This window comes from Microbacterium sp. 22195 (assembly GCF_052056515.1).
Taxonomy (GTDB): Bacteria; Actinomycetota; Actinomycetes; order Actinomycetales; family Microbacteriaceae; genus Microbacterium.
In genome coordinates this window covers 887,662-914,655 of sequence record NZ_JBQEPE010000001.1, presented here as the reverse complement: position 1 = coordinate 914,655, position 26,994 = coordinate 887,662, and the positions used below count along the sequence as shown (strand labels likewise).

The 26,994-nt window shown below is 69.7% G+C and carries 27 protein-coding genes and 1 tRNA gene; 19 read left to right on the top strand and 9 right to left on the bottom strand.

Going from position 1 to position 26,994, the window contains the following annotated elements:
* Positions 1–5: 5 nt before the first annotated feature.
* The 5 genes from ACTJJ4_RS04560 (at position 6) to ACTJJ4_RS04540 (ending at position 2,925) form a co-directional block, all read left to right on the top strand.
* Positions 6–1,304, top strand: coding sequence for a cysteine desulfurase (locus ACTJJ4_RS04560; protein WP_440942203.1), 1,299 nt, complete (start codon positions 6–8; stop codon positions 1,302–1,304).
* Positions 1,304–1,744, top strand: coding sequence for a Fe-S cluster assembly sulfur transfer protein SufU (gene sufU, locus ACTJJ4_RS04555; RefSeq protein WP_440942202.1), 441 nt, complete (start codon positions 1,304–1,306; stop codon positions 1,742–1,744). Before ACTJJ4_RS04560 ends, sufU begins: the two co-directional genes overlap by 1 nt.
* Before the next feature lie 45 nt (positions 1,745–1,789).
* Positions 1,790–1,862, top strand: a tRNA-Arg gene (locus ACTJJ4_RS04550).
* A gap of 267 nt (positions 1,863–2,129) precedes the next feature.
* Positions 2,130–2,345, top strand: coding sequence for a DUF2945 domain-containing protein (locus ACTJJ4_RS04545; RefSeq protein ID WP_440942201.1), 216 nt, complete (start codon positions 2,130–2,132; stop codon positions 2,343–2,345).
* Positions 2,338–2,925 carry a DUF488 domain-containing protein gene (locus ACTJJ4_RS04540; protein WP_440942200.1) on the top strand — a complete coding sequence of 196 codons (588 nt, stop codon included), beginning with the start codon at positions 2,338–2,340 and terminating at the stop codon, positions 2,923–2,925. The genes ACTJJ4_RS04545 and ACTJJ4_RS04540 overlap by 8 nt, the downstream gene beginning before the upstream one ends.
* Here ACTJJ4_RS04540 and ACTJJ4_RS04535 read toward each other — a convergent pair.
* From ACTJJ4_RS04535 to ACTJJ4_RS04510, 6 genes are all read right to left on the bottom strand, one after another.
* Positions 2,885–3,679 carry an SGNH/GDSL hydrolase family protein gene (locus ACTJJ4_RS04535; protein WP_440942199.1) on the bottom strand — a complete coding sequence of 265 codons (795 nt, stop codon included), beginning with the start codon at positions 3,677–3,679 and terminating at the stop codon, positions 2,885–2,887. The genes ACTJJ4_RS04540 and ACTJJ4_RS04535 overlap by 41 nt on opposite strands.
* Positions 3,680–3,784: 105 nt before the next feature.
* Entirely contained in the window at positions 3,785–4,693 is a 909-nt protein-coding gene (locus tag ACTJJ4_RS04530; RefSeq protein ID WP_440942198.1) for a carbohydrate ABC transporter permease, read from the bottom strand.
* Positions 4,690–5,637 carry a carbohydrate ABC transporter permease gene (locus tag ACTJJ4_RS04525; RefSeq protein WP_285633367.1) on the bottom strand — a complete coding sequence of 316 codons (948 nt, stop codon included), beginning with the start codon at positions 5,635–5,637 and terminating at the stop codon, positions 4,690–4,692. The genes ACTJJ4_RS04530 and ACTJJ4_RS04525 overlap by 4 nt, the downstream gene beginning before the upstream one ends.
* A 71-nt stretch (positions 5,638–5,708) precedes the next feature.
* Entirely contained in the window at positions 5,709–7,127 is a 1,419-nt protein-coding gene (ngcE, locus tag ACTJJ4_RS04520) for an N-acetylglucosamine/diacetylchitobiose ABC transporter substrate-binding protein (protein WP_440942197.1), read from the bottom strand.
* A gap of 83 nt (positions 7,128–7,210) precedes the next feature.
* The gene (locus ACTJJ4_RS04515; protein WP_440942196.1) at positions 7,211–7,963 is read right to left on the bottom strand and encodes a sugar isomerase domain-containing protein; all 753 of its coding nucleotides are present in this window, start codon (positions 7,961–7,963) and stop codon (positions 7,211–7,213) included.
* A complete protein-coding gene (locus tag ACTJJ4_RS04510) occupies positions 7,960–8,892 on the bottom strand; it encodes a MurR/RpiR family transcriptional regulator (RefSeq protein ID WP_285633359.1) in 933 nt (310 codons plus the stop codon). Before ACTJJ4_RS04510 ends, ACTJJ4_RS04515 begins: the two co-directional genes overlap by 4 nt.
* Before the next feature lie 90 nt (positions 8,893–8,982).
* Between ACTJJ4_RS04510 and ACTJJ4_RS04505 the strand changes: the two genes are divergently transcribed.
* Genes ACTJJ4_RS04505 through ACTJJ4_RS04495 form a run of 3 tightly spaced genes read left to right on the top strand, consistent with a single transcriptional unit; the run spans position 8,983 to position 12,439 of the window.
* Positions 8,983–9,966 (top strand): N-acetylglucosamine kinase, encoded by a 984-nt coding sequence (locus ACTJJ4_RS04505; RefSeq protein WP_440942195.1) that lies wholly within the window; start codon positions 8,983–8,985, stop codon positions 9,964–9,966.
* A gap of 27 nt (positions 9,967–9,993) precedes the next feature.
* Positions 9,994–11,661, top strand: coding sequence for an arginine--tRNA ligase (argS, locus tag ACTJJ4_RS04500; RefSeq protein ID WP_440942194.1), 1,668 nt, complete (start codon positions 9,994–9,996; stop codon positions 11,659–11,661).
* A gap of 1 nt (position 11,662) precedes the next feature.
* Positions 11,663–12,439, top strand: coding sequence for an LmeA family phospholipid-binding protein (locus tag ACTJJ4_RS04495; RefSeq protein ID WP_440942193.1), 777 nt, complete (start codon positions 11,663–11,665; stop codon positions 12,437–12,439).
* A gap of 6 nt (positions 12,440–12,445) precedes the next feature.
* On the opposite strand, the gene ACTJJ4_RS04490 is transcribed toward ACTJJ4_RS04495, so the two are convergent.
* Positions 12,446–13,486: a YhjD/YihY/BrkB family envelope integrity protein gene (locus tag ACTJJ4_RS04490; RefSeq protein WP_440942192.1), complete on the bottom strand. Its 1,041-nt coding sequence runs from the start codon at positions 13,484–13,486 to the stop codon at positions 12,446–12,448.
* Between the two features lie 117 nt (positions 13,487–13,603).
* On the opposite strand from ACTJJ4_RS04490, the gene lysA reads away from it, so the two are divergent.
* From lysA to prfA, 5 genes are all read left to right on the top strand, one after another.
* Positions 13,604–14,995, top strand: a complete 1,392-nt coding sequence (gene lysA, locus ACTJJ4_RS04485; protein ID WP_440942191.1) for a diaminopimelate decarboxylase — start codon at positions 13,604–13,606, stop codon at positions 14,993–14,995.
* A gap of 70 nt (positions 14,996–15,065) precedes the next feature.
* The gene (locus ACTJJ4_RS04480) at positions 15,066–16,382 is read left to right on the top strand and encodes a homoserine dehydrogenase (protein WP_440942190.1); all 1,317 of its coding nucleotides are present in this window, start codon (positions 15,066–15,068) and stop codon (positions 16,380–16,382) included.
* Positions 16,383–16,411: 29 nt separating this feature from the next.
* Positions 16,412–17,374, top strand: a complete 963-nt coding sequence (thrB, locus tag ACTJJ4_RS04475; protein WP_440942817.1) for a homoserine kinase — start codon at positions 16,412–16,414, stop codon at positions 17,372–17,374.
* Between the two features lie 167 nt (positions 17,375–17,541).
* The gene (gene rho, locus ACTJJ4_RS04470; protein WP_440942189.1) at positions 17,542–19,563 is read left to right on the top strand and encodes a transcription termination factor Rho; all 2,022 of its coding nucleotides are present in this window, start codon (positions 17,542–17,544) and stop codon (positions 19,561–19,563) included.
* Between the two features lie 20 nt (positions 19,564–19,583).
* Positions 19,584–20,666, top strand: coding sequence for a peptide chain release factor 1 (gene prfA, locus ACTJJ4_RS04465; RefSeq protein WP_440942188.1), 1,083 nt, complete (start codon positions 19,584–19,586; stop codon positions 20,664–20,666).
* Positions 20,667–20,688: 22 nt separating this feature from the next.
* On the opposite strand, the gene epsC is transcribed toward prfA, so the two are convergent.
* A complete protein-coding gene (gene epsC, locus ACTJJ4_RS04460) occupies positions 20,689–21,258 on the bottom strand; it encodes a serine O-acetyltransferase EpsC (protein WP_440942187.1) in 570 nt (189 codons plus the stop codon).
* Position 21,259: 1 nt separating this feature from the next.
* Positions 21,260–22,207, bottom strand: coding sequence for a cysteine synthase A (gene cysK, locus ACTJJ4_RS04455; protein WP_292702146.1), 948 nt, complete (start codon positions 22,205–22,207; stop codon positions 21,260–21,262).
* A 111-nt stretch (positions 22,208–22,318) separates the two neighbouring features.
* Between cysK and prmC the strand changes: the two genes are divergently transcribed.
* From prmC to atpE, 6 genes are all read left to right on the top strand, one after another.
* The gene (prmC, locus tag ACTJJ4_RS04450) at positions 22,319–23,176 is read left to right on the top strand and encodes a peptide chain release factor N(5)-glutamine methyltransferase (protein ID WP_440942186.1); all 858 of its coding nucleotides are present in this window, start codon (positions 22,319–22,321) and stop codon (positions 23,174–23,176) included.
* A 70-nt stretch (positions 23,177–23,246) separates the two neighbouring features.
* Positions 23,247–24,038, top strand: coding sequence for an L-threonylcarbamoyladenylate synthase (locus ACTJJ4_RS04445; protein WP_440942185.1), 792 nt, complete (start codon positions 23,247–23,249; stop codon positions 24,036–24,038).
* A complete protein-coding gene (locus ACTJJ4_RS04440; RefSeq protein WP_440942184.1) occupies positions 24,035–25,267 on the top strand; it encodes an MraY family glycosyltransferase in 1,233 nt (410 codons plus the stop codon). Before ACTJJ4_RS04445 ends, ACTJJ4_RS04440 begins: the two co-directional genes overlap by 4 nt.
* Positions 25,264–25,776: a hypothetical protein gene (locus ACTJJ4_RS04435; RefSeq protein WP_440942183.1), complete on the top strand. Its 513-nt coding sequence runs from the start codon at positions 25,264–25,266 to the stop codon at positions 25,774–25,776. The genes ACTJJ4_RS04440 and ACTJJ4_RS04435 overlap by 4 nt, the downstream gene beginning before the upstream one ends.
* 175 nt (positions 25,777–25,951) lie before the next feature.
* Positions 25,952–26,692, top strand: a complete 741-nt coding sequence (gene atpB / locus ACTJJ4_RS04430; RefSeq protein WP_285633317.1) for a F0F1 ATP synthase subunit A — start codon at positions 25,952–25,954, stop codon at positions 26,690–26,692.
* 41 nt (positions 26,693–26,733) lie between these two features.
* Complete coding sequence (gene atpE / locus ACTJJ4_RS04425; RefSeq protein WP_285633314.1) at positions 26,734–26,970, top strand: ATP synthase F0 subunit C; 237 nt, start codon at positions 26,734–26,736, stop codon at positions 26,968–26,970.
* Positions 26,971–26,994: the final 24 nt, after the last annotated feature.

The following is a 26,994-nucleotide window of genomic DNA, read 5'->3' as shown; positions in this document are numbered from 1 at the left end:
GAGGGGTGCACAACACAGCCTCCACCGTGGACTCGCTCGCCGAAGCGGAGGTGCTCCGCCTCCGCGAGGACTTCCCGATCCTGCAGACCGAGGTCAACGGGCATCCGCTCGTCTACCTCGACTCCGGCGCGACCGCGCAACGGCCGCTCGCGGTGCTCGACGCCGAGCGCGACTACCTCCTGAACCTCAACGCGGCCGTGCACCGAGGTGCGCACACGCTCGCCGCCGAGGCGACGGAGGCCTTCGAGGACGCGCGTGAGACGGTGGCGCGCTTCGTGGGCGCCGATGCCGACGAGATCGTCTGGACCTCCAACGCCACCGAGGCCGTGAACCTCGTCGCCTACTCGCTGTCGAACGCCTCGGCGGGACGCGGCGGAGCCGAGGCGGACCGGCTTCGTCTCGGCGAGGGCGACGAGATCGTGACCACCGAGATGGAGCACCACGCCAATCTCATTCCCTGGCAGGAGCTGGCCGCACGCACCGGCGCGACGCTGCGCGTCATCCCGCTCGACGACGACGGCGCCCTGCGCATGGAGGAGGCGGCCCGGCTGATCGGGCCGCGCACCCGGATCGTCGCCGTCACGCACGTCTCGAACGTCCTCGGCGTGATCAACCCGATCGAGGAGGTCATCGCGCTCGCCCGGGAAGCAGGGGCGATGGTGCTGCTCGACGCCTGCCAGTCCGCCCCGCACCTTCCGCTGGATCTGCACGCACTCGACGTGGACTTCGCAGTGCTTTCGGGGCACAAGATGCTCGGTCCGACCGGGATCGGCGCCCTGTACGGCCGGCGGGAGCTCCTCGAGGCGATGCCGCCGTTCCTCACCGGTGGTTCGATGATCACGACCGTCACCACCACCGAGGCCTCCTACCTGCCGCCGCCGCAGCGATTCGAGGCCGGGACGCAGCGCGTCTCGCAGGCGATCGCGCTCGCCGCCGCCGTCCGCTACCTGGAACGGGTCGGGATGCTGCGGATCGCCGCGCACGAGGCCGAGCTCGGAGCCATGCTCGTCGATGGGCTCGGTGCGATCGACGGCGTGCGGGTGCTGGGTTCCGGTATCGCTCGGCCCCGTGTCGGCCTCGCGAGCTTCGACGTCGCCGGCATCCACGCCCACGACATCGGCCAGATCCTCGACGACGCCGGCATCGCCGTGCGGGTGGGCCATCACTGCGCCCAGCCCTTGCACCGGCGTCTGGGCATCACGGCATCCACCAGGGCCAGCACTTATCTGTACACCACCCGCGACGAGGTCGACGCGGTGATCGGCGGGGTGGCCCGCGCGATCGACTTCTTCCGGAGGCACTGATGACCTCATCCGACCTTCAGGGGCTCTACCAGGAGCTCATCCTCGATCACTCGCGCGCGCCGTACGGGTACGGGCTGCGCGAGCCGATCGCCGCGCAGTCGCACCAGCTGAACCCCACCTGCGGCGACGAGATCACCCTGCAGATGCACCGTGCGCCGGACGGCACGATCGAGGCCGTCGCGTGGGAGGGACACGGGTGCGCGATCTCGCAGGCCTCGGCGTCGCTGTTCGCCGAGCTGGTCGAGGGGATGCCCGAGGCCGAGGTGATCAAGCGGATCGACGCGTTCCGCGAGGCGATGCGATCGAGGGGGAGGATCGAACCCGATCCCGAGCTGCTCGGAGACGCGGCCGCCCTGGGCGGGGTGTCGAAGTACGTCGCCCGCGTGAAGTGCGCGATGCTCGCCTGGGTCGCGGCGGAGGATGCTCTGCGCAAGGGGTGAGGCGGCACAGGAGGGGTCCCGCTGAATGATAGGCTCGATGAGTTCGCCTCCGTAGCTCAGCGGATAGAGCGCCGGTTTCCGGTACCGTAGGTCGCAGGTTCGATTCCTGTCGGGGGCACGAACGCCGAAATGGGCCGCCCGGAGGGCGGCCCATTTCAGCGTTCTACCCGCCCCCGACAGAGGGGCCCCGCCGGCCAGGAGGCTCGCCGCGCCGCCTCCGTGCGCAATGCGACCCGACCTCGCCCACCCGCGGCGCGGTGAGTGGCCGGTGGGGACGCGGGGGCACGACGGCCGAAGGCCGTCTCGAGTCTCGATGTGAGCAGAGCACCTCACGCGCCGTCCGAGGCACAATGGCCCTGTACGCCGCCATCGGAGGGACCCCGTCATGCCCGAGCATTTCAAGGTCGGAGATCACGTCTCCTGGAACTCCGAGGCCGGGCGCGTCAGCGGCCGCATCATCAAGGTGCACACCGCGGACTTCGACTACAAGGGGCACACGCACCGCGCCAGCGAGGCCGATCCGCAGTACGAGATCAGGAGCGACAGGACCGACCACATCGCGGCGCACAGGGGCAAGGCGCTGACACTGCTCGATGGCTGACTCGTCGCCCGCCCCGACGATCCTCACGGTCGGGCACTCCACGCATCCGCTCGAGGCGTTCCTCGGCCTGCTGCGCGAGGCGGAGGTCGGTGGGATCGTCGACGTGCGCCGGCTGCCGGGCTCCCGGCGCTTCCCCTGGTTCGATCAGGACGCGCTGTCCTCGAGCCTCGCCGACACCGGGATCCGATATGTCCGCATCCCGGAGTTGACCGGTCGCCGTCCCGTGCAGCGCGATGTCCCCGACGAGGTGAACGCGCTCTGGCGCAACCGCAGCTTCCACAACTACGCCGATCACGCGCTCGGCCAGGACTTCGCCCGCGGCCTCGACGAGCTCGTGCGCCTGGGCGGCGAGAGCCGGAGCGCGGTGATGTGCTCGGAGGCCGTGTGGTGGCGCTGCCATCGCCGCATCATCGCGGACCACCTGCTGGCCCGCGGCATCCGCGTCGAGCACCTCATGCCAGACGGGCGCATCTCACCGGCCGAGCTCACCCCGGGCGCGGTCCTCCGAGGGACTCAGGTCGTCTATCCGGCCGCAGGCCCTACTTCGCCGGCTTCTGATGGGCGCCGTCCGCCGCGGTGACCGGCGCCGCGCTGAAGCGCTCCAGCGCGTCGTGCACCTTCTCGGCGAGGTACTCGTGCCCGGCGTTCGTCGGATGCCTGCGGCCCGCGCCCACATCGATCAGGCGCAGGTAGTTCTCCGGCGTGATCCAGTTCTCCTGCACGGGCGAGATGTACCACCAGGCGCGCTCGGCCGCCAGGCGTGAGAGGTCGCGGTCGATGCGCGCGGTCGATGCGCCGACGGGCAGCTCGTGCGGGGCGGGACCCAGCACGACGATCGGGACGTCCGGGAACTTGCCGGCCAGCGCGTCCCACGCGGCGTTCACGGCGGCGGGGAACGCCGCGGCGTTCTCGCGCCGATCGTTGATCGAGCCCTCGATGACGATGAGGTCGGGGGAGATGCCCGGATCCAGCGCCTTGATGCGGGTCCCGTAGTCGGGTCCGTCGAGTCCGGGCTTCTGGTAGCCGCTGCCGCGGACGCCGTCCACCACGGTGGTTCCGTCGATGAGCCCGGCGAGCAGATACGCGTACCCGTCGGTCGGGGGAGTGGCGGCCGAGCCGTACGTCCAGGAGTCTCCGAACACCAACACCTTCGGATGCTCGGGAAGCACGAGCGGGGCGGGCTGGACGCCGCTCTCGGCGGCCGCGATCGGCGGCGTCTCCGCGGGCGGCATCCATGGCCGGGAGATCCCGAGGATCACCGTGAGCGCGACGGCGAGAGCGCCCACGACCACGAGGGCCGTGCGACGCCGTCGGGTCGGCGGACGCGTGGTCATGGGAGAAGAGTAGGTCATGTTCGGCCGGAAGAGAATTCGGGTGCTGCTGAGGGACGCCGAAGGCCCGGGAACCTGCGGAACCCGGGCCTTCGGACCTGACGGATGCTACTTCGAGGTGCCCTGCGAGACGGATCCCTGCAGCTGGCGCTGGAAGAGGATGTAGACGATCAGCACCGGGATGATCGTGATCATCACGGCGGCGAACATCTGCCCGAAGTCGAGGGCGTAGCCGGCCGACGACGCGTATGCGGCCATACCCTGCGAGAGCACGTAGTTGTCCTTGTCCGCGTTCAGCGAGATCGGCAGCAGGAACTGGTTCCACAGGCCCAGGAAGTTCATGATCGCGACGGCGGCCATGCCGGGCTTGGCCATCGGGAGCATCACCTGGAAGAACGTGCGCCACTCACTGGCGCCGTCCACGTAGGCGGCCTCCTGGATCTCGTACGGCAGCGACTTGAAGAACGAGAACAGGAAGAACACCGTGAACGGCAGCGCGAACGCCACGTAGGTGACGATGAGGCCTGCCAGCGTGTTCAGCAGCTGCATGTTCTGCAGGATCATGAACAGCGGAACGATGGCGAGGAATACCGGGAAGGTGAGCCCCGCCAGCATCAGGTAGTAGATGACCTTGCTGCCGGGCAGCGAGAACCGTGCCAGCACGTACGCGCACATGGCGCCGAGCACCATCACGAGCACGAGCGAGACGCCCACGACGATGACGGTGTTCAGGAACATGCCGCCGAAGTTGTTGTCGACCCAGGCGCTGACGTAGTTGTCGAAGTTCCAGTTCGCGGGCAGGCCGAAGGGGGACTTGAAGATCTCCTTCGTGGTCTTGAACGAGCCGATCAGCGTCCACAGCATCGGCAGGATCACGATCAGCGACCAGATCACCATCACCACGTGGGAGATGCCGCCGACGACCTTGTCGCCGGCGGTCGACTTCGTGGTGCGCACGTCCTTGCCGGAGGCCGAGTGGCGATCGATCGTGATTGCGGCGCGCGTGTCGGTGCTCATGCGCGTCCTCCTTCATCCTTGCCGCCGATCAGGCGGAACACGCCGATGATGAGTGCGGCGAACAGCAGCGTGAGCACGGCGAGCACCACGCCCATGGCGGTGGCGAGGCCGAACTGGCCCTTCTCGAACGCGGTGCGGAACAGGTACTGGCTCATGACCAGCGTGCTGTTGCCCGGACCGCCGGTCGAGTTCAGGCCTGCCATGTAGACGAACGCGTCCAGGGCCATGATCCCGAGGTAGATGTACGCGGTCTGCACGTTGTCGCGCATCTGGGGGAGCAGGATCGAGGTCACGGTGCGGAAGCGGCCGGCGCCGTCGATGCGGGCGGCCTCGAGGGTCTCGGCGGGAATGCCCTTGATCGCGGCGATGAACAGGATCATGTAGAACCCGACCATGCTCCAGACGATCACGAAGATCGTGGCTCCCATGGCGGTGTTCGCATCGCCGAGCCAGGCGAACTGGCCGGTGTCGATGCCGATCGCGCCCAGCGCGCCGTTGAGCAGGCCGGTCGGCGCGTAGATCATGCTCCACAGGATCGCGATGACGATCGCGGGGATGACGTAGGGGAAGAACGAGATGACGCGGTAGAAGCTCGAACCCCGGAGTCCGCGCACCTGACCGTGGCTCGGGCCGCCGACGGTGATCATGCTGGCGAAGACGAGGGCGATGACGATGGTGATGAGCGGCACGATGAGCGCCAGCACCACGTTGTTGAGCATCGCCTGCTTGAAGGTGCTGTCGTTGAACAGCCGGACGTAGTTGTCGAGGCCGACGAAGTCCATGTTCGGCGAGAAGCCGGTCCAGTTCGTCATGGCGTAGTACAGCGCCTGCACGAACGGCGAGATGACGAAGATCAGGAAGATGGCCAGCGGCAGCAGCAGGAAGACCGCGATGAACGAGATGAAATCGAAGGTCAGCCTGCGCCCGCCCAGGCGGGGCGACATGCGTCGCCCCGCCTGGGTTGCAGTGACCGCGGCCGTCTGAAAGCCGGGTCCGCCGCTGGGTGTCGTATTGCTCACTTGATCTCGATCTTCTTGACCGAGCTGTCCTCGCGGACCTTGTCGGTCAGGGCCTGCAGCTGAGAGGTGATCTCGGCCACCGTCATGCCGCCGCCCAGGAACGAGTTCCAGATCGGCAGCTGGTCGGAGTTCATGCCGTACAGGTTGAACGACTTGATGGTGAAGACGTTGTCGCCTGCGGCGGCCAGCAGCTCCGACTGGGAGACGAGCGCCGTCGAGCCGAAGCCGTCGGCGGGGACCGTGTCCTTGACGATGGTCGGCGCGAGCTTCGCCTTGGCGAACGCCGTGGCGGACTCCTTCGAGAGCATCGTGCGCAGCAGCTCCTTGCCGCCGGCCGGGTTCTTCGCCTTCGTGGGGACGATGAACGGCTCGCCGGCCTCGGCGCGCATGGTGCCCTTGGGGGTCGTCTGGTTGGCGTCGAGGGGCAGCTCCGCGATGCCCTTCATCTTGAAGCCGTCCTTCGTGGTCTTCTTCATCTCGTTCTCGATCCACGAGCCCGAGGGGTACAGCAGCGCCTCCTGGTCCAGGCTCCACTGGGACTGGGCCTGGGTGAACTGCGTGCCACCGCCACCGGGCTTCACGTAGCCCGACTTGATGAGGTCGTAGAGGATCTCGAGGATGCCCTGGATGGCCGGGTGCGACCACGCCTTGGCGTCGAGGTTCTCCAGCGGCAGGCGCACGTCGTCGCCGGCCTGGATGACAGCGGAGTCCACCACCATGGTCTGGTAGTAGGTCGCCGCCTCCTTGCCCCAGAGGAAGAGGTACTTGCCCTTCGCCTTGGCGGCCTCGCCGAGGGCCTTCAGGTCCTGCCACGAGGTGGGGACGGTCCAGCCGTTCTCCTCGAACAGGCTGGAGGAGTACCAGATGCCGTAGACGGTCATGACGTAGTTCAGTGCCACGAACTTGCCGTCGAAGGTACCGGGCGCCTTGACGCCGCCGAACAGCGTGTCGCTGATCTTGGTGCCCTCGAGGTTGTTCGAGTCGAGCACGTCGTCGAGCGTCTCGAGCTGGTCGAGGATGGTGTTCCATCCGATCGAGTTGGCGCCCGAGTTGTCGATGAGGTCCGGCGGGTTGCCGCCGACGAAGCGGGGCTGCAGCTCCTGGGCGATCTTGGTCGAGGAGTTCACCTTGACGGACACGCCGCCGAGCTTCTTGTTCCCCTCCATGATCTTCGCCGAGGTCTCGACGTAGTCGATGCCGTAGCCGCCGTTGAAGATGACCGCGTCGACCTTCGAGTTGGCGGCGACGCCGAACGGGTTGTCAGCGGTGACCTTGCCGGTTCCCGCGCCGCCGCCACCGCCGCCGCCGGGTGCTGCGCACGAAGCGAGGGTTGCGCCGAACGGCAGCAGGAGAGCAGCCGTGGCCGCGCCGCGCAGCAGGTTGCGACGGCTGATGGATGCTTCTTTGAGTTCCATCTTCATACCTTCCGTAGTGATGTGATCGGTGTACAGGGTTCGGGCCCTTCGACGAGCTCAGGGTCCCAGGGTGAGCTCTTAGGTCAAGCTCCCCGCCGCAGGCGGCCCGCGTAGCGGTCCTCGAGGACGGAGTTGTGCTCATCACCGCCGGGGATGTTGGCGGAGATGTACATCGGTGGGGTCTCACCGCGCTCGGCGATCGTGCGCGCGACGCCGAGCGTCAGCAGCTGCGCGATGAAGGCCGCGGTGATGGAGGAGATCGCGCCGGCGCCGATGCCGTCCGTGATCTCGAGCGTGGAGTCGCCGTACGGGGCGAGGTTGTCGATGACGACGTCGGCGATCTCGCTGAGTCGCTTCCCGCTGGGATGCTTGGGCTCGACGCGCGCGGTGTGCTGCAGGCTCGTCACGGCGATGACCTTGTGGCCGTGCTCCTGCGCCCATAGCGCGGTGCCCACGATCGATCCGTTCACGCCCGAGTTGGAGGCGATCAGGAACACGTCGCCCTCGCCGACCGGGACCGTGGCCATCAGCTCGTCCACGACCCACGGCTCGCGCTCCAGGGAGCCGGTGAGCACCTCGACGTCGCGGTCGCCGTGCATCACGATGTCGCGCAGGGCGAATCGGTTGGTGGGGATCAGTCCGCCGGCGCGTCCCGCGATCTCCATCGCGAACGCCTCGGAGTGACCGGTGCCGAACGCGTGGATCACTCCGCCGTCGTCCAGCGCCTTCACCATGAGGGCGACGGCGGCGTCCAGTGCGCCCGCCTCGGCATCCGCGGCGAGACGCTCGAGCCGGGAGGTCGCCTGATGGAGCAGGTCGGTCGGGGTGGCGGTCATCGGTTCTCCTCCGTGACGGGGGCGGGCTTGGGGACGCGGACCGGGCGACGGTGGGCGGAGACGGCCATCGCGCTGGCGGCGAGATGCGTGGATGCCTCGCCGAACATCTGCTGCGCCACCAGCAGGTACAGCAGATCCAGCACCAGCAGCTGCGAGTGCTTGACGGACAGATCGTCGGGGCGCAGGTAGTGAGAGGGCTCCGCGGTGGCGAGCGAGATGTCGGCGATGCCCGCGAGCCAGGAGTCCGCGTCGTGCGTGATCGCGACGGTGAAGGCGCCGGCCGCGCCCGCCTGGGAGAGCATCTGCACGGTCTCGTCGGTGCGGCCCGTGCTCGACACGCCGATCGCGACCGAGGACGCGTTCTGCATCACGGCACTGGTGAGGCCGTCGTGCACGTCCGACCAGGCGTGCGCGTTGACGCCGATGCGGTACAGCCGGCCCTGGAACTCCCGGGCGATGACGCCGCTGCCGCCCACGCCGTAGATGTCGACGTGGCGCGAGGCGGCGATGGCGTTCGCGACCTGCATGACGGCGTCGAGGTCCAGGCGCGCTGCCGTGCTCTCCAGGCTGGCGACGTGCAGGGCGACGAGCGTCTGGAGCACCTTGCCCGGCTCGTCGGTGGCGCCGAACTCCTCGCCGATGTCGGCCTGCCAGCTCTCGTCGGCGTCTCCGCGGCCGATCTCGCTCGCCACACCGACGCGGAACTGGGTGTAGCCGTCGAACCCGATCGCCCGGCAGAAGCGGGTGACGGTCGCGGGGGAGGTGCCGGCACGGTCGGCGAGCTCGGTGATGGTCAGCTCGACAGGGGCCGCGGGGTGACCGGTGACCACGTCGGCGATCTTGCTCATCGCCGTCGGCATGGTGTGACGACCGGCCGCGATGCGGCGCGCGATCGTCATTCCGTTGCCGAAGTCCTTGGTCCGTGGCACCATTGCCTCCTGAATCCCGCCCGGAGTATTTCTCGTTGAGATGAAAACTATTCTCACGCGACGAAAACGTCAAATAGGACAACATCACAAATGAGTCACGAACCGCTGCTGCTGGGGATCGACGCAGGTGGGACCTCGACCAGGGCGGTGCTGACCGACCTGCACGGGGAGTGCCTCGGATACGGCGTCGGCGGGCGCGGTAACCCCATCTCCGCGGGGCCGGAGCGTGCCGCGGACGGTGTGCTGGATGCTGTGGGCGCAGCCCTGTCGGCGTCCGGCCGGACCCTCGCCGACATCGCGGTGATCGTGCCGGCGATGGCAGGCATGCGGGCCGCGGGCGGTGCGGACTGGCTGCTGGACCGGCTCACCCCGCAGGGGTTCACCGGACGCCTGGTGTTCGAGTCCGACCTGCTGGCGACCTACTTCAGCGGGGCGGCCGCCGAGTTCGGGTACGCGCTGGTCTCCGGCACCGGAGCCTGCGTGATCCGCGTGCAGGACGGTCGGATCGACGGCACCGGCGACGGGCTGGGGTGGCTCCTCGGCGACAGGGGGAGCGGGTTCTGGATCGGGCACGCGATCGCGCGGGCGGCTGTCCAGGACCTCGACGGCACGGGGCCGCGAACGGGGCTCACCGACCTCGTGCTGGCGCACCACGACCTCGCGCGCACCGAGGTGCGCCACGACGGGCGCTGGCAGGAGCTCGAGGAGCTGGTCGGAGTGCTGTACTCCCGGCCCCCGATCGAGCTCGCCGGGCTCGCGCCCTTCGCCTTCGAGGTCGACGATGCGGTGGCGCGCGGCATCCTCGAGGAGGCGGGGGAGCACCTGGCGAGCACGCTCTCCGCAGTGCTGCGGGGCCCCGGACCGCTGGTGATCGGCGGAAGCGTCCTCGCCCGCAGCGGGCCGGTGCGCGATGCCTTCCTCGCCCGGCTCGGCTCCGCGGCCGGCGATCTGGACATGCGCGCGGTCAGCGATGGCGCGGTCGGCGCGGCGATGCTCGCCATCCGCGCCGCCGGAGGCGTGCCCGACGACCGGATCCTGGCCCGTCTGACGGAGACGGTCGCCGCATTCCGCTGAGTGCCGGGCCGGTAGACTTGTCGGTCTATGAATCCTGAAGCCCTCGCCGCAGCCATCCTCGCCGTCCTGACGCCGATCGCGGCGTCGCTGCGACCCGACGAGGAGCTGGGGCTCACGGCATCCGACGTCGTGCTGGACCGCCCCCGCAATCGCGACCACGGCGACTGGTCCAGCAACATCGCCATGCGACTGGCTAAGAAGCTCGGGTCGAACCCGCGGGAGCTCGCGCAGCGCATCGCCGATGACCTGGCCTCCGTCGACGGGATCTCGAGCGTCGAGGTCGCCGGTCCCGGATTCATCAACATCCGCCTGGAGGCCGGCGCCGCCGGAGCCCTCGCGAAGACGATCGTCGACGCGGGCGCCGCATACGGCACCAACCACTCCCAGGCCGGCGTGTCGGTGAACGTCGAGTTCGTGTCGGCGAACCCGACCGGCCCGCTGCACATCGCGCACACCCGGTGGGCGGCGCTCGGCGACTCGATCGTGCGCCTGCTGCTCGCCAGCGGCGCGCACGCGGTGCGCGAGTACTACATCAACGACGCCGGCGCCCAGATGGAGCGCTTCGCGCAGTCCGTGCTGGCCGCGGCCAAGGGCGAGCCGACCCCCGAGGGCGGCTACCCGGGCGAGTACATCACCGAGCTCGCCCAGCGCGTGCTCGCTGCCCACCCTGGGCTGCTGGAACTCCCCGAGGACGAGCAGCTCGTCGTCGCCCGCGACCAGGCCTACGAGTACCAGCTCGCCGAGATCAAGAACTCGCTCGAGCGCTTCAATGTGCCCTTCGACGTGTGGTTCTCCGAGCGCACTCTGCACGCCGCCTCCGAGGACGGCGGGCCCAGCCTCGTCGACCAGGCCGTCGACCGGCTGCGGGCGCAGGGACACGTCTTCGACGACGAGGGCGCCGTGTGGGTGCGCACCACCGACTTCACGGACGACAAGGACCGCGTCATCCGCCGCTCCAACGGCGAGTACACCTACTTCGCCGCCGACGCCGCCTACTACCTGAACAAGGGCGACCGAGGGTTCCAGAACAAGATCTACCTGCTCGGGGCCGACCACCACGGCTACGTGAACCGCCTCAAGGCCGTCGCCGGAGCGGCGGGCGAGGACCCCGAGAAGAACATCCAGGTGCTGATCGGGCAGATGGTCTCGATCAACGGCGCGCGTCTGTCCAAGCGCGCCGGCAACATCATCGAGATGGACGACCTGCTGAACTGGCTGGGCGCGGACGCGCTGCGCTATTCGCTGGAGCGCTCGCCCGCCGATTCGCCCCTGGACCTGGACCCGGAGCTGCTGCAGAAGCGCACGAACGACAACCCGGTCTTCTACGTGCAGTACGCGCATGCGCGCACGCACAACGTCGCCCGCAACGCCGCCGACTCCGGCGTCGACCGCTCGGAGTTCGCCCCGGAGCTGCTGGTGCACGAGACCGAGGGCGCCCTGCTCGGCGCGCTTCAGGAGTTCCCGCGCATCGTCGCGTTCGCGGCCGAGGTGCGCGAGCCGCATCGCATCGCGCGCTATCTCGAGGAGCTCGCCGGCCTGTATCACCGCTGGTACGACAACTGCCGGGTGATCCCCAAGGGTGACGACCCGATCGAGACCGTCCACCGCACGCGCCTCTGGCTGAACGACGCCGCTGGTCAGGTGCTGCGCAACGGCCTGGAGCTGCTGGGCGTCTCCGCGCCCGAGCGGATGTGACATGACGGCGGCGGCGACAGGACCGGACGTGCGCCGTCGGCGTGCGCGCTGGCCCTGGGTGCTGCTGATCGTCGTCGCGGTGATCGCTGCTCTGCTCGTCGCCGCCGAACTGGTGGCGCGTGCCGTGCTGCCTGGGATCGTCCGCTCGCTGGTCGTCGAGGAGCTGAAGCTGCCGGCTGATCAGCAGCTCGACGTGGAGGCGTCCGGTGTGCTGCTCCCGCAGCTGGTCTCGGGAACGCTGGACGAGCTGCAGCTGTCCTCGAAGCGGGTCACGATCGGCGGGATCGCCGGCTCCGCGCAGGTGACCGCGACGGGTGTGCCGATCCGGGGCGGCGCCCTGGGCTCGGCGAAGGGCACCGTCGCCATCGATCAGAGTCAGTTCGCGACGCTGCTGAAGAACTCGCAGTTGCCGATCACCGGGGTCGTGCTGGCGGCACCGGACGCCACCGTGCAGGGCGAGCTCAGTGTGCTCGGACGCGAGATCCCGGTGGGCCTGACGGTCACCCCAGGCGCCCAGGACGGCGACCTGCTGCTCACGCCCGTCTCCGCGACGCTCGGCGGCGCTGAGATCGACCTGAAGCGGCTCTCCGGGATGCTCGGCGGCCTCGGCGCGCAGCTGGCTGCGCCGCAGCGCATCTGCATCGCCGAGCACCTGCCGGCAGGCATCACCCTCACCGGGCTGCGCATCGAGGGCACCAGCGCGGTCGCCGACATCAGCGCCGACGGCCGCATCGCCACGGACCCCGCGCTGCTCGAGAACGGCACCTGCCCGCGCTGAGCGGCGTCAGGGCGCGGCACGCTCCGCATCGGCGCGCGCCGCCCGCAGCGCCTCGGTCGCGATGCGCACGTCCTCCTCGGCGAGTCGCACGGCGGCGTCGGCGAGCGTCGTCGCTCCGAACCTGGCCGCCACCCGGTCGTGCTCCTCGTGCACCGACACCACGATGAACGCGCTCGCCAGCAGGATCACCTGCGTCGACAGGTTCAGCCACAGCAGCAGCGCCAGCAGCGACGCGAACGACGCGAGCAGGGGGTTGGCCCTGGCGCCGCCGACGAACAGTCCGGACAGCTCCTGCAGCACCAGCAGCGCGACTCCGCCGAGCACGGCGCCGGACCAGAGGGAGCGCGCCGAGGCCCGCACACCGGACAGCATCCGGAACGTCGCGGCGATGAGCACCGCGTTGAGCGCGAGCACGATGACGAGCGAGACGATCCGCACCGTCCAGCGCACTGCGGCGGACCTCGCGGTCAGGCCGAGGAGATCCGCGAGCCAGCCGACCACGAACTCGCCCGCCAGGGTCAGTGCGGCGGCGCCGGCGAAGGTGACCGCGATGATCAGCGCGAGCAGGATGTTGCGCGCGATGACCAGGTACCAGGCGACATCGTCATGCGCCGTGCCCGCGATCGACCGGACCGAGACGCGCAGCGAGCTGATCGCGCCGAGCGCCGCCCCGATCAGGCCCGCCAGCGAGACGATCCCGGCGACCGACAGGCCGGCGGGAGCGCGGATCTCATCGAGATCGACGATGCCCTGGCCGCCGGAGGTCCGGATCAGTCCCGGCACCGCGGTGGCGACCGCGTGGACGACGGCATCCCATGCGGCGTCGTCCCGCGAGAGCCACAGTGCAGCCGCCGAGAAGGCCAGCAGTACGGCGGCGAACACGCTGAACAGGGCGCGGTAGGTCACCGCGTCCGCGAGCACCGGTCCTCTGCGTCCCGAGTAGCGCAGAGCGGCCCGGACCAGACGCCATCGCAGCGCACGTGCGATGACTGCGGCGGAGGCCCTGGCGAACGCGCTGGGACGCGGGGAATCGGTTCGTCGGCTCATCCGGCCACCATAGTCATGCCAGGGAACACAGGCGGAGGGGGTTGCGGAGATGACCTAGAATCGGGGCAGCCTCGTCGTGCGCTCCCCGCCCGAGGTCCCGCCCACGATTGGTGCTCTGTGCATTCAGCTGTCTCATCGCCCGCTCCCGAATGGCTGGCCGTCCCCGAGGACGCCAATGACCTCGTGCCCGCGATCTGGCCGGCATCCGCCCACCGCGACGCGGACGGCGAGCTGATCATCGGGGGAGTCGAGGCCGGGCTGCTGGCCCGCACGTACGGCACGCCGCTGCAGGTGATCGACGAGGGCGAGGTGCGGCGTCGTGCCGCGGCCATCCGCTCCGCCTTCGACACCGCGGCCGAGGCACATGGCACGAGCGCGCGGGTGTACTACGCGGGCAAGGCCCTGCTGAACACCTCCATCGTGCGCTGGGTGACGGACGAGGGCCTGAACGTCGACGTCTGCACCGGCGGTGAGCTCGAGGTCGCACTGGCCGCGGGGGCCGATGCGGGCCGGCTGGGCTTCCACGGCAACAACAAGTCCGTGCCCGAGCTGGAGCGCGCCGTCCAGGTCGGAATCGGCACGATCATCATCGACAGCGAGATCGAGATCGAGCGGCTCGCCGCGATCGTCTCGCGCACCGGGACCACTCAGCGCGTCATGCTGCGCGTCAACAGCGGCGTGCACGCGGAGACGCACGACTTCCTCGCCACCGCGCACGAGGACCAGAAGTTCGGCACCCCGCTCTCCCTCGCACCCGGACTCGTCGCCCGCATCCGCGAGATCGAGGGCCTGGAGTTCGCCGGTCTGCACTGCCACATCGGGTCGCAGATCTTCGGCGTGGCCGGGTTCCGCGAGTCGGCGGCCCGCGTCCTCGACCTGCACCAGGAGCTGCTGGCAGACGGGGACATCCCGCAGCTGAACCTCGGCGGCGGCTTCGGGATCGCCTACACCCGCGTCGACACCCCGGAGCCCATCGAGGCGCTTGCGCAGGGCATCGTGGATGCGGTGGCGGAGGGATGCGCGGCGCGCGGCATCCGCATCCCCGCGCTGTCCTTCGAACCCGGCCGGGCCATCGTCGGCAACGCCGGCATCACGCTCTACGAGGTCGGCACCATCAAGGACGTCGCCCTCGAGCAGGGGGAGCGGCGCTACGTGAGCGTGGACGGCGGGATGAGCGACAACGCCCGCCCCGCGCTGTACGGTGCGCAGTACTCCGCGCGTCTGGCGTCGCGCGCCGGCGAGGACGCGCCGGTGCTCGTGCGGGTGGTCGGCAAGCACTGCGAGTCCGGCGACATCGTCGTCGACCACGAGTACCTTCCGGGCGACGTCGCCCCCGGCGACCTGCTGGCCGTGCCGTCGACCGGGGCGTACTGCGCGCCGCTGTCGAGCAACTACAACCACATCGCCCGCCCGCCGATCGTCGCCGTGCGCGACGGGGAGTCCCGGGTGATCGTGCGCGGCGAGACCCTGGACGACCTGCTCGCCCGCGACGCCGGCATCGAGCGGTGAGGCCCCTGCAGACGTCGGGCGCGCGTCTCGCGCCCGACACCCGACGACCCCGATGTGCTGAGGAGCGCTGATGACTGATTACCGACGACTTCGTGTGGCACTGCTGGGTGCCGGAGCCGTGGGCTCGCAGGTGGCGTCCCTGCTGCTCAAGCACGGCGACGAGCTCGCCGACCGCGCGGGTGCGCGGCTGGAGCTGGCGGGCATCGCGGTGCGCAACCCCGACGCGCCGCGCGACGTCGAGCTGCCCCGTGAGCTGTACACCACCGACCCTGAGGCGCTGATCACGAGCGCCGACATCGTCATCGAGCTGATGGGCGGCATCGAGCCGGCCCGTTCGCACATCCTCCTGGGTCTGGGCTCGGGCGCCGACGTGGTCACCGCCAACAAGGCGCTGCTGGCCACCCACGGCCCCGAGGTGTTCGAGGCCGCCGACCGCGTCGGCGCCTCGGTGTACTACGAGGCGGCCGCCGCGGGCGCGATCCCGATCATCCGCCCGCTGCGCGACTCGCTCGCCGGCGACCGCGTGGTGCGGATCATGGGCATCGTCAACGGCACCACGAACTACATCCTCGACCGCATGGACAGCGAGGGCGCCGACTTCGCCGACGTGCTCGCCGACGCGCAGCGCCTGGGCTACGCCGAGGCCGACCCGACGGCCGACGTCGAGGGCTACGACGCCGCGCAGAAGGCGGCGATCCTGGCATCCCTCGCCTTCCACACCACGGTCCCGCTGGATGCCGTGCACCGCGAGGGCATCACGACCATCACCGCCGACATGATCGAGGAGGCGCGCGAGGCCGGCTTCGTGATCAAGCTGCTCGCCGTCTGCGAGCGGCTGACCACCGAGGACGGCGAGTCGATCTCGGTGCGCGTGTATCCCGCGCTCGTGCCGCGCTCGCATCCGCTGGCCTCCGTGCACGGCGCGAACAACGCGGTCTTCGTCGAGGCCGAGGCGGCCGGCTCCCTGATGTTCTACGGCGCGGGAGCGGGTGGGATGCAGACCGCATCCGCCGTGCTCGGTGACGTCGTCTCCGCCGCCCGGCGCCACATGGCCGGCGGCACCGGGGTCGGCGAGTCGACCAGGGCGAACCTGCCGATCGTCTCGATCGGCCACGTCGTGACCCGCTACCAGATCACGCTCGAGGTTGCCGACCAGCCGGGCGTGCTTGCGTCGATCGCAGGCCTCCTCAGCGAGGGCGGCGTCTCGGTGGCGACGCTCGTGCAGACCGCGATCCCCGCGATCGAGGGGGAGCAGCGCAGCACCGCGCGCCTGATCATCGGAACGCACCGCGCGGCGGACAGTGCGCTGAGCGCGGCCGTCGCGCGGCTCACGGCCAGCGACGTCGTCGAGAACGTCGTCTCGGTGCTGCGCGTCGAAGGGGAGTGAGCATGACCGTCACCCTCGTGCCGGCGGACATGGAACCCGTCGTCTTCGAGGCGCACGCCGTCGAGGGCGCGCTGCGCACGGTCATCGTGACGGTGCCGGCCACCAGCGCGAACCTGGGCCCCGGTTTCGACACCCTGGGCCTCGCGCTCAGCATCTACGACACGCTCACGGCGTCGTCCTTCGACGACGACCGCCTGGAGATCGAGGTCGAGGGATCGGGCGCCGCCGAGATCCCCACGGACGCGAGCAACCTCGTCGTCCGCACCATCGCGCACGTCTACGCCGACGCCGGGCGGCGGATGCCTGGACTGCGCATCCACGCCCTCAACGGCGTCCCGCACGGGCGCGGCCTGGGGTCGTCCGGTGCGGCGGTCACCGCCGGCATCCTCATCGCCAAGGGCCTGCTGGCGGGAGACGTCGACCTCGACGACGAGGCGCTGCTGCGCCTGGCCACCGAGCTGGAGGGGCACCCCGACAACGTCGCTCCGGCGCTCTTCGGCGGCCTGACGATCGCCTGGATGGGTGAGCGCGGACCGCAGCACAAGAAGCTGCTCGTGCATCGCGGCGTGGCGCCGCTCGTGTTCGTGCCCGGGTTCACCATGTCGACCTCGCTCGCGCGCTCACTGCAGCCGCCGCACGTTCCGCGCGAGGACGCCGTGTTCAACGTCTCGCGATCCGCGCTGCTGGTGGCGGCGCTGACGCAGAGCCCCGAGCTGATGCTGGACGCCACCGCCGACCGGCTGCACCAGGACTACCGCGGCGCCGCGATGCCGGAGACCCTGCGACTGGTGCAGGCGCTGCGAGCCGAGGGCTTCGCAGCCGTCGTGTCCGGTGCGGGACCGAGCGTGCTGGTGCTCGCGGACGGTCCTGGCACGCGCCAGCGCGCGGTCGAGGTGGCGGATGCCGTCACGGACACTCCGTGGGACGCGCACATGCTCGCCGTCGACGTGCGTGGTGGTACAGTTAGGGATCGAGCGGAGGGCTCCACGTAACTTCGTGAATCTCGCCCCATCGCACTTCTGCGAAATCCGCACGCGATCCCCAGCACCATCCAGGTTCTGGCAGGCAGACGCTCTTCTGCGTCGGCGCGTGTGAAACGCGCAGCTTCCGCTGCGCACATCTGGATTGCTCATTTCCCACGACATATGAGGGAGTACTCGTGGAGACCTTCTCCGAGACCCAGAACGACCAGCCGACCGCTGAGGCGCCGGCTTCCGAGGCTGCTCCGGTGCGCAAGCGCGCTCCGCGCCGCGCCACCACGGCATCCGCCACTGCTGCGGCTGAGGCGCCGGCCGCGGTGACCGAGGCGCCGGCCGCGCCGGCATCCGAGGCGGCTCCCGCCGCTGAGGAGAAGCCGAAGGCGGCGCGTCGCACCCGTGCCAAGAAGGCGGATGCCGAGACGCTCGACATCCCCGTCGCCGAGACGCCCGCCGCAGACGAGGCGCCGGCGAAGCCCGTCCGCAAGCGCGCGTCGCGCGCCGCGGGCAAGGCGGCGACGGAGGAGGCCGCTGCTCCCGCCGAGACCGCCGCCGAGCAGTCCGCCGCCCCGGCAGAGGCCGCGGACGCCGCAGCATCCGATGAGTCGGCCGCACCGGCCAAGCGCCCCGCACGCGGGCGTCGCGGCTCGAAGGCCGCCGATACGGCCGAGGGCGCCGCATCCGAGGCATCCGGCGACAGGCCCGCCGAGTCCGCTTCCGTGGAGTCCGCACAGGGCGAGCAGGGCGCGTCCGCCGACGGCGAGCAGACCGACGGCGAGGGCTCCGGTCGCAGCCGGAGCCGCAGCCGGAGCCGCAGCCGCGGTCGCGGCGGCAAGGGCGAGGGCACCCAGAACAACCAGAGTGGTCAGAACGGCGGCCAGCAGGGCGGCCAGAACAACCGCGGAGGCCAGCAGGACGACGCCTACGGCGACGACGAGCAGGGCTCCGGTCGCACGCGTCAGCGCAACAAGCGACGTGGCGGCGCGAACCAGAACGCCGACGAGTTCGAGACCGAGATCGGCGAGGACGACGTGCTGATCCCCGTCGCGGGCATCCTCGATGTGCTCGACAACTACGCGTTCGTGCGCACCACCGGCTACCTCGCCGGCGCCAGCGACGTCTACGTCTCGCTCGGACAGGTCAAGAAGTACAACCTGCGCAAGGGCGACGCGATCGTCGGCGCCATCAAGCAGCCGCGTGAGGGCGAGCAGCAGGGCCGTCAGAAGTACAACGCCCTGGTCAAGGTGGACTCCATCAACGGCCTCTCGCCCGAGGACGCGGGCAACCGCGTCGAGTTCGGCAAGCTCACCCCGCTGTACCCGCAGGAGCGCCTGCGCCTGGAGACGGCGCCGGAGAAGCTGACGCAGCGCATCATCGACCTGGTCGCCCCGATCGGCAAGGGTCAGCGCGGCCTGATCGTCGCGCCGCCCAAGGCCGGCAAGACGATCGTGCTGCAGCAGATCGCGAACGCGATCGCGCAGAACAACCCCGAGGTGCACCTCATGGTCGTGCTCGTCGACGAGCGCCCCGAAGAGGTCACCGACATGCAGCGCACGGTGAAGGGCGAGGTCATCGCCTCCACCTTCGACCGCCCCGCCGAGGACCACACCACGGTCGCCGAGCTCGCCATCGAGCGCGCCAAGCGACTGGTGGAGCTGGGCCGCGACGTGGTCGTGCTGCTCGACTCGATCACCCGACTGGGCCGCGCGTACAACATCTCGGCGCCCGCCTCCGGGCGCGTGCTGACCGGTGGTGTCGACGCCTCCGCGCTGTACCCGCCGAAGCGCTTCTTCGGCGCGGCGCGCAACATCGAGAACGGCGGCTCGCTGACCATCCTCGCGACCGCTCTCGTGGAGACCGGTTCCAAGATGGACGAGGTCATCTTCGAGGAGTTCAAGGGCACCGGCAACAGCGAGCTGCGCCTGTCGCGCGCTCTGGCCGACAAGCGGATCTTCCCGGCGGTGGACGTCAACGCGTCCAGCACCCGCCGCGAGGAGATGCTGCTCTCGGCCGACGAGGTGAAGATCACCTGGAAGCTGCGCCGCGCCCTCGCGGGCCTGGACCCGCAGCAGGCCCTGGAGGTCGTGCTCGGCAAGCTGAAGGAGACGAGCTCGAACGTCGAGTTCCTGTTCCAGATGCAGAAGTCGATCCCGGCGCCCACCTCGACCGGCTCCTCGCACGCGCACGAGAACAACATCCGCTGAGCTGCAGTCGGGACTGATCTGTGTTCGAGTCCGTCCAGGCTCTGATCGACGAGCATCGCCGGGTGCAGGAGGAGCTCTCCGACCCGGCGGTGCACGCCGACGCCGCGCGGGCGAAGCGCGTCAACCGCCGCTACGCCGAGCTCTCGAAGATCGTCGCCGCGCACGAGGCGTGGGTCGCTGCAGGTGAGGATCTGGAGGCCGCTCGTGAGCTCGCCCGTGAGGACGAGGCCTTCGCCGACGAGGTCCCGGAGCTGGAGGCGGGCCTGCACGCCGCGCAGGAGAAGCTGCGCAGGCTGCTGATCCCGCGCGATCCGGACGACGCCCGCGACGTGATCATGGAGATCAAGGCGGGGGAGGGCGGCGCCGAGTCGGCGCTGTTCGCCGCCGACCTGCTGCGGATGTACATCCAGTACGCCGCGCACCGCGGCTGGAAGACCGAGCTGCTCGAGCGGAACGAGTCCGACCTCGGCGGTTACAAGGACGTGCAGGTGGCGATCAAGGGGGCCTCCAGCGACCCCTCGCAGGGTGTCTGGGCGCACCTGAAGTACGAGGGCGGCGTGCACCGCGTGCAGCGTGTGCCGGCGACCGAGTCGCAGGGGCGCATCCACACCTCGACCACCGGCGTGCTGGTCTTCCCCGAGGTCGACGAGCCGGAGGAGATCCAGATCGATCCGAACGATCTGAAGATCGACGTGTACCGCTCGTCCGGCCCCGGCGGGCAGTCCGTGAACACTACCGACTCCGCGGTGCGCATCACGCACGTGCCGACCGGCATCGTGGTGTCCATGCAGAACGAGAAGTCGCAGCTGCAGAACCGCGAGGCCGGCATGCGCGTGCTGCGCGCCCGGCTGCTGGCCCGCCAGCAGGAGGAGCTGGCGGCCGCGGCATCCGATGCCCGTCGCTCGCAGATCCGCGGCATGGACCGCTCCGAGCGGATCCGCACCTACAACTTCCCGGAGAACCGCATCGCGGATCACCGCACCGGGTACAAGGCGTACAACCTGGACCAGGTGATGGACGGCGCACTCGAGCCGATCATCGAGTCCTGCATCGAGGCCGACGAGGCCGAGCGCCTCGCCGCCGTCGGCTCCGACGCCTCCTGACCCGGCATCGGAACGCGGCCGCTCAGATCGAGTAGTCGGGTGCGGACAGCAGTGCGCGCACGCTCTCATCCGCGTCGCGCGGCCGGGCCTTCGCAGGGATGCCCACCAGCACGCTGTCCGGCGGGGCATCGCGGGTCACGACGGCGTTCGCCCCGATGACTGAGCGCGCCCCGATGCACACCGGGCCGAGGATCTTCGCGCCGGCGCCGACGGCGACGCCGTCCTCCAGCGTGGGATGCCGCTTGCCGTGATCCCGCGTGCGGCCGCCCAGCGTGACGCCGTGGTACAGCATCACATCGTCGCCGACCTCCGCGGTCTCGCCGATCACGACGCCCATGCCGTGGTCGATGAAGAACCGCCGGCCGATGCGCGCACCCGGATGGATCTCGATGCCGGTCAGCCAGCGCGACACCTGCGAGCCCATCCGGGCGGGGAAGCGGATGCCGCGCCGCCACAGCGCATGCCATAGCCTGTGCGCCCAGATGGCGTGCAGCCCCGGGTACAGCAGCGCCACCTCGACTCCTGAGCGCGCCGCCGGGTCGCGCCTGCGTGCGGCTGCGACGTCCTCGCGCAGCCGCCCGATCATGCCCATCTCAGTCCTTCGGCTGGTCGCGCAGGTCCTCGAACAGCGCGGTCGAGATGTAGCGCTCCCCGGTGTCGGGGACGACCGCGACGATGGTCTTGCCGGCGTTCTCGGGCCGCCGGGCGACGTTCAGCGCCGCCCACACGGCAGCGCCGGCGGACATGCCCACGAGCAGTCCCTCCTTGGCGGCGAGGTCGCGTGCGGTGCGCAGCGAGTCCTCGAACTCCACCGGGTAGACCTCGTCGATCACGTCGCGGTCGAGCACCGGCGGGACGAAGTTCGGGCCGATGCCCTGGATCTTGTGCGGTCCGGGGTGACCCTCGCTGAGCACGGGGGAGTCCTTGGGCTCGACCGCGATCACCTGCACGTCGGGCTTCACGGCCTTCAGCGCCTGACCGACTCCGGTGACGGTGCCACCGGTGCCGACGCCCGCGACCAGGATGTCGATGCTCCCGTCGGTGTCGCGCAGGATCTCCTGCGCGGTGGTCTCGCGGTGGATCCGGGGGTTCGCCTCGTTCTCGAACTGGCGCGCCCACACGGCGTCCGGGTTCTCGGCGAGGATCTCCTTCAGCGCCTCGATGGATCCCGACATGCCCTTGGTGGGGTCGGTGAGCACGATCTCGGCGCCGAACGCGCGCAGCAGCACGCGGCGCTCCTTCGACATGGACGCGGGCATGGTCAGGATCACCTTGTAGCCGCGCGCAGCGCCCACCATCGCGAGCGCGATGCCGGTGTTCCCGCTGGTGGCCTCGAGGATCGTGCCGCCGGGCTTGAGCTGGCCCGACGCCTCGGCGGCGTCGACCATGGCGATCCCGATCCGGTCCTTGACGCTGGAGGCCGGGTTGTAGAACTCCAGCTTCGCGAGCACGGTCGCGTCGAGGCCCTCCGTGACGCGATTTAGACGCACCAGCGGGGTGTTGCCGAATGCTGTGGTGATGTCGGAGTGGATGCCGGTCATGGCGGGCCTTTCGTCGAAGGATGTCGGAGTGATCAGCGTGCTCAGCCTACGACCCGCATCCCCGGCATTCGCCGAATGTGTCCGAGCGCCTCCGACGCCTACGCTGGAGAGATGCCCGACACGCTCTCCGCGCGCCTGCGCGCCGTCGCCCAGCAGCTCGCCGACGCCGGGGTCCCGGACCCGCTGGTGGATGCCGAGCTGCTGATCGGCCACGTCCTGGGCCTCGGGCGCGGTGAGCTGCAGGCCGCGGTCGTCCGCGGTGACGGGCTGCAGGACGAGGATGCCGCTCGGCTGGACGCCCTCGTCGCGCGGCGCGCCGCCAGGGAGCCCCTGCAGCATCTCACCGGTGTCGCCGCGTTCCGGCACCTGGAGCTCGCCGTGGGACCGGGCGTCTTCGTGCCTCGGCCGGAGACCGAGACGGTGGTGCAGATCGCCATCGACGCGCTGATGGAGAGCGCATCGCCCGCTCCCGTCGCGATCGACCTGGGCACGGGCAGCGGCGCGATCGCTCTGGCGATGGCCACCGAGGTGCCGCACGCGCGTGTGTTCGCCGTCGAGCGCTCACCCGAGGCGCACGTCTGGGCCGCGAGGAACACCGCGGATGCCGCGAACCTGACGCTCGTGCTCGGCGATCTCGCCACGGCGTTCGATGAGCTGCGCGGCACGGCATCCGTCGTGATCTCCAATCCGCCGTATGTGCCGGACGATGCGATCCCGCGCGATCCGGAGGTCCGCCTGCACGATCCCGCGCAGGCGCTCTACGGCGGTGCGGACGGGCTCGACGTGGTGCGCGTGATCAGCAGGAGGGCGCAGGAGCTGCTGCATCCGGGCGGGCTGCTCGTGCTGGAGCACGGCGAGCTGCAGGGCGCGTCGATCCGGTCTCTGCTGGAGGCCGACGGATGGCGCGCCGCGGCGACGCACGAGGACCTGACCCGTCGCGATCGCGCCACCACCGCGCTGAGTCGCTGAGCCTCCCCTGGAACCCGGATCCGCCCGCCCACGGCGGACCGACAGACCACCACCGTAGAATGAGCACGCCATGTCAACTGTCTTCGATTGCCGCGACGACGCCCAGATCCTCGCCGGCATGCGTCACGCCCGTCAGGCGATCGCCCGCGGCGAGCTCGTCGTCCTCCCCACCGACACCGTCTACGGCATCGCCGCCGACGCGTTCTCCCCGGCCGCCGTCCAGCGGCTCCTCGACGCCAAGGGCCGCGGCCGCGAGATGCCGCCGCCCGTCCTCGTCGCCGGGCCGGAGATGATGGCGGCTCTGGTGGAATCCGTGCCGGACGCCGTGCAGAAGCTCATCGACGCGTTCTGGCCCGGCGGCCTGACCATCGTGCTGCCCGCGCAGCCGTCGCTGACCTGGGACCTGGGGGAGACCAAGGGCACGGTCGCCGTGCGCATGCCCGACCGCCGTGTCGCCCTCGAACTGCTCGCCGAGACCGGCCCCCTCGCCGTGTCGAGTGCGAACCTCACCGGCCACGACGCCGCGATCATCGCCTCCGACGCCCAGGAGATGCTGGGCGACTCCGTCGCGGTGTACCTCGAGGAGGGCTACAGCGAGAACGGCATCCCCTCGACCATCGTGGATGCCACCTCGCTGGTGGGCACCGAGGAGGGGGAGACCCCTGCCGTGCGGATCCTGCGCCAGGGCGCGATCACCCGCGAGCAGCTCGAAGAGGTCCTCGGCGACCTGCTCGAGCCCGCCGAGAAGCCCGACGAGACTGTCCCGGGCCATGTTCCCGACGCCGCCCCCGCCGCGGACTCCGTCCCGGCCGTGGACGCCGCGTCGGCAGGGGACGCGGGAAGTCCGGTAGACGAAGAGTGAAGCAGTATCTGTTCACGATCATCCTCACGGCGTCGATCACCTTCGCGCTGACGTGGGCGGTGTGGCGCTTGAGCATGAAGTTCAAGCTCTACCCCGGCATCCGTGAACGGGACGTGCACAAGACCCCGAAGCCGCGACTGGGCGGCGTGGCGATGTTCATCGGCATCGCGGTCGCGATCCTGATATCCGCAGCGAACCCCTTCTTCGAGCGGATGTGGTCGCCGCCGCAGACGCTGTGGGCGATCCTCGCCGCAGCCGCGCTGATCGCCGTCGTCGGCGTGATCGATGATCTCTGGGATCTGGACTGGATGATCAAGCTGGCCGCGCAGTTCCTTGCCGCCGGCATCATCACAGCATGGGGCGGTCTGCAGATCCTGTCCCTGCCGATCGGCACCATGGTGCTCGTCTCGCCCTGGCTCAGCATCGCGATCACGATGGTGGCGATCGTGGTGGTCATGAACGCGGTGAACTTCATCGACGGGCTCGACGGACTCGTCGCGGGGGTGTGCCTCATCGCGAACGGCATCTTCTTCGTGTACTCGTACATCCTCACCCGCGACTCCGGTGCCACCAGCTACTTCAACCTCGCCACCTTCCTCGCCGCCGTCCTCATCGGCGCCTGCCTGGGCTTCCTGCCGTTCAACTGGAGCCCCGCCAAGATCTTCATGGGCGACTCCGGCGCACTCGTGCTCGGCCTGCTGATGGCCACCTCGGCGATCGCCGTGACCACCCAGGGCGATGTGAACGCCTTCGACCCCGCGAAGTTCGGGCGCTCGCAGCTGCTGGGAGCCTTCATCCCGATCGTCCTCCCGCTGGTGATCGTGATGCTGCCGCTGCTGGACTTCGGCCTGGCGGTGTTCCGGCGCATGCGGGCGGGCAAGTCGCCCTTCGCCCCGGACCGCAAGCACCTGCATCACCGGATGCTGGACCTCGGCCACCGCGACCGCGACGCCGTGCTGGTGTTCTACGCCTGGACCGCCGTGATCTCGCTGGCGGTGCTCCTGATGTACATCGGGACGCGCCAGGACTGGCCGGGCGGTTACGTCGGCGGCATCGTGTTCGGCGTGGTCGGCGCCGCCGCCTGCCTCGTGGTCACCCGGATGCCCTCGCGGTACACCGTCCGCATCGACGAGGAGCCCGAGGGCGAGACGCGGAGCGGTGAGACGCAGTCCGGCGAGACGCAGACCCCTGAAGCCACGAAGCCCACGAAGCCCCTGGAGCCCCGATGACCCCGAGCCCCGTGTCCAGCACGCCCATCCTCCGCCGCACTCTGATCCTGTCCGCCGTCGCGGCCGCGGTGCTGGCCCTGATCGCCGCCGGCATCGGCTTCGCCGTCGCGGGCACCGACGGGCTGTGGAGCGGGCTGATCGGCGTGCTCCTCTCGTTCATCTTCCTCGGGATCACGGCGGGCAGCATCCTGTTCGCGAACCGCTGGTTCGGAGACCCCCTGTACGTGCAGTTATTCTTCGCGATCGTGCTGGGTGGCTGGCTGGTCAAGCTCGGACTGTTCGTGGTGCTCATGCTCGTGCTGCGCGAGCAGCCGTGGATCGACCCCCTCGTCTTCTTCCTCGCTCTGGTCGCCGGCATCGCGATGACTCTGGTCGTGGATGTCATCGTCCTCACGAAGATGCGACTCCCGAACGTCAGCGACATCGACCTCCCGACGACGAACCCCGAAGACGACGGTGACGACGCCCAGGGGGCGCCCGGTGCGCCAAAGCAGCCCGGCGACATCTGATAGTGTTGAACCGTGCCCGCCGCTCGTTTCGCGAGCGCTTGCGCTGTGATGCACACCGTCCCTCGTCGCCCCGGTTCCGACCGGTGACCCGAAGCTGGAGCCCGCGCTGTTGAATCCCGTTGCGACAATGATCCTTCGTCCATTCGCCGGTGATGGTGAGTTCCATGGTCCCTCGATGGGCGACTTCTTCCCGCCGATCCTGTTCGAGGTCTTCGGTGTTCCGGTTCACCGGATTCACCTGATCCAGTTCCTCTCGGTGATCGCCGTCGTGCTGTTCATGTGGCTCGGCACGCGCCGGATGAAGGTCGTCCCCGGCCGCTTCCAGAGCCTCGTCGAGATGGGGATCGGCTTCGTCCGCAACGGCATCGCGCACGACCTGCTCGGCCGCAAGGACGGCGAGCGGTTCGCACCGCTGCTGGTCACGATCTTCTTCATGATCCTGTTCATGAACATCACGGGCATCATCCCGTTCCTGAACATGCCCGGTACCGCGATCATCGCCGTGCCGCTCACGCTCGCCGTGATCAGCTACGTGACGTTCATCTACGCGGGCATGAAGAAGAGCCCTCTCGGCTTCTGGAAGAACTCGCTCTTCCCGTCCGGTGTGCCGTGGCCGGTGTACATCATCGTCACGCCGCTGGAGTTCATCTCCACCTTCATCATCCGCCCGGTCACGCTCACGCTCCGACTGATGATGAACCTGGTCGTCGGGCACATGATCCTCGTGCTCTGCTTCTCGGCCACCGCATTCTTCATGTTCACCGCAGGCGGCGGCTGGGCCGCGCTCGGCGTCGGAACCCTCGCCTTCGGCGGCGCGTTCACGATCTTCGAGATCCTCGTCGTCGTCCTGCAGTCCTACGTCTTCACCGTCCTCACCGCGATCTACATCCAGCTCGCGGTCGCAGAAGAGCACTGAACGGGTCAGCATCTGCTGACCAAAATCGAAAGGAAAACCCCGTGGACGCAACTACGGTTCTCGCAGCAGTCAACGGCAACCTCGCGGCAGTCGGCTACGGCCTCGCCGCCATCGGCCCGGCCATCGGCGTGGGCATCGTCGTCGGCAAGACGATCGAGGGTGTCGCCCGCCAGCCCGAGCTCGCAGGTCGCCTGCAGGTCCTGATGTGGATCGGTATCGCCTTCACCGAGGCGCTTGCATTCGTCGGCATCGCCGTCGGATTCATCCCCTTCCCGTAAACCGCAGCGACTTCTGAAGGAGAC

What these genes read in the sequence shown, in the direction of transcription:
- sufU (WP_440942202.1), top strand. Translation starts at nt 1,304, where the DNA reads ATGACCTCATCCGACCTTCAGGGGCTCTACCAGGAGCTCATCCTCGAT.
- ACTJJ4_RS04545 (WP_440942201.1), top strand. Translation starts at nt 2,130, where the DNA reads ATGCCCGAGCATTTCAAGGTCGGAGATCACGTCTCCTGGAACTCCGAG.
- ACTJJ4_RS04540 (WP_440942200.1), top strand. Translation starts at nt 2,338, where the DNA reads ATGGCTGACTCGTCGCCCGCCCCGACGATCCTCACGGTCGGGCACTCC.
- ACTJJ4_RS04535 (WP_440942199.1), bottom strand. Translation starts at nt 3,679, where the DNA reads ATGACCACGCGTCCGCCGACCCGACGGCGTCGCACGGCCCTCGTGGTC.
- ACTJJ4_RS04530 (WP_440942198.1), bottom strand. Translation starts at nt 4,693, where the DNA reads ATGAGCACCGACACGCGCGCCGCAATCACGATCGATCGCCACTCGGCC.
- ACTJJ4_RS04525 (WP_285633367.1), bottom strand. Translation starts at nt 5,637, where the DNA reads ATGTCGCCCCGCCTGGGCGGGCGCAGGCTGACCTTCGATTTCATCTCG.
- ngcE (WP_440942197.1), bottom strand. Translation starts at nt 7,127, where the DNA reads ATGGAACTCAAAGAAGCATCCATCAGCCGTCGCAACCTGCTGCGCGGC.
- ACTJJ4_RS04515 (WP_440942196.1), bottom strand. Translation starts at nt 7,963, where the DNA reads ATGACCGCCACCCCGACCGACCTGCTCCATCAGGCGACCTCCCGGCTC.
- ACTJJ4_RS04505 (WP_440942195.1), top strand. Translation starts at nt 8,983, where the DNA reads ATGAGTCACGAACCGCTGCTGCTGGGGATCGACGCAGGTGGGACCTCG.
- argS (WP_440942194.1), top strand. Translation starts at nt 9,994, where the DNA reads ATGAATCCTGAAGCCCTCGCCGCAGCCATCCTCGCCGTCCTGACGCCG.
- ACTJJ4_RS04495 (WP_440942193.1), top strand. Translation starts at nt 11,663, where the DNA reads ATGACGGCGGCGGCGACAGGACCGGACGTGCGCCGTCGGCGTGCGCGC.
- ACTJJ4_RS04490 (WP_440942192.1), bottom strand. Translation starts at nt 13,486, where the DNA reads ATGAGCCGACGAACCGATTCCCCGCGTCCCAGCGCGTTCGCCAGGGCC.
- ACTJJ4_RS04480 (WP_440942190.1), top strand. Translation starts at nt 15,066, where the DNA reads ATGACTGATTACCGACGACTTCGTGTGGCACTGCTGGGTGCCGGAGCC.
- thrB (WP_440942817.1), top strand. Translation starts at nt 16,412, where the DNA reads ATGGAACCCGTCGTCTTCGAGGCGCACGCCGTCGAGGGCGCGCTGCGC.
- epsC (WP_440942187.1), bottom strand. Translation starts at nt 21,258, where the DNA reads ATGGGCATGATCGGGCGGCTGCGCGAGGACGTCGCAGCCGCACGCAGG.
- cysK (WP_292702146.1), bottom strand. Translation starts at nt 22,207, where the DNA reads ATGACCGGCATCCACTCCGACATCACCACAGCATTCGGCAACACCCCG.
- prmC (WP_440942186.1), top strand. Translation starts at nt 22,319, where the DNA reads ATGCCCGACACGCTCTCCGCGCGCCTGCGCGCCGTCGCCCAGCAGCTC.
- ACTJJ4_RS04445 (WP_440942185.1), top strand. Translation starts at nt 23,247, where the DNA reads ATGTCAACTGTCTTCGATTGCCGCGACGACGCCCAGATCCTCGCCGGC.
- ACTJJ4_RS04435 (WP_440942183.1), top strand. Translation starts at nt 25,264, where the DNA reads ATGACCCCGAGCCCCGTGTCCAGCACGCCCATCCTCCGCCGCACTCTG.
- atpB (WP_285633317.1), top strand. Translation starts at nt 25,952, where the DNA reads ATGGGCGACTTCTTCCCGCCGATCCTGTTCGAGGTCTTCGGTGTTCCG.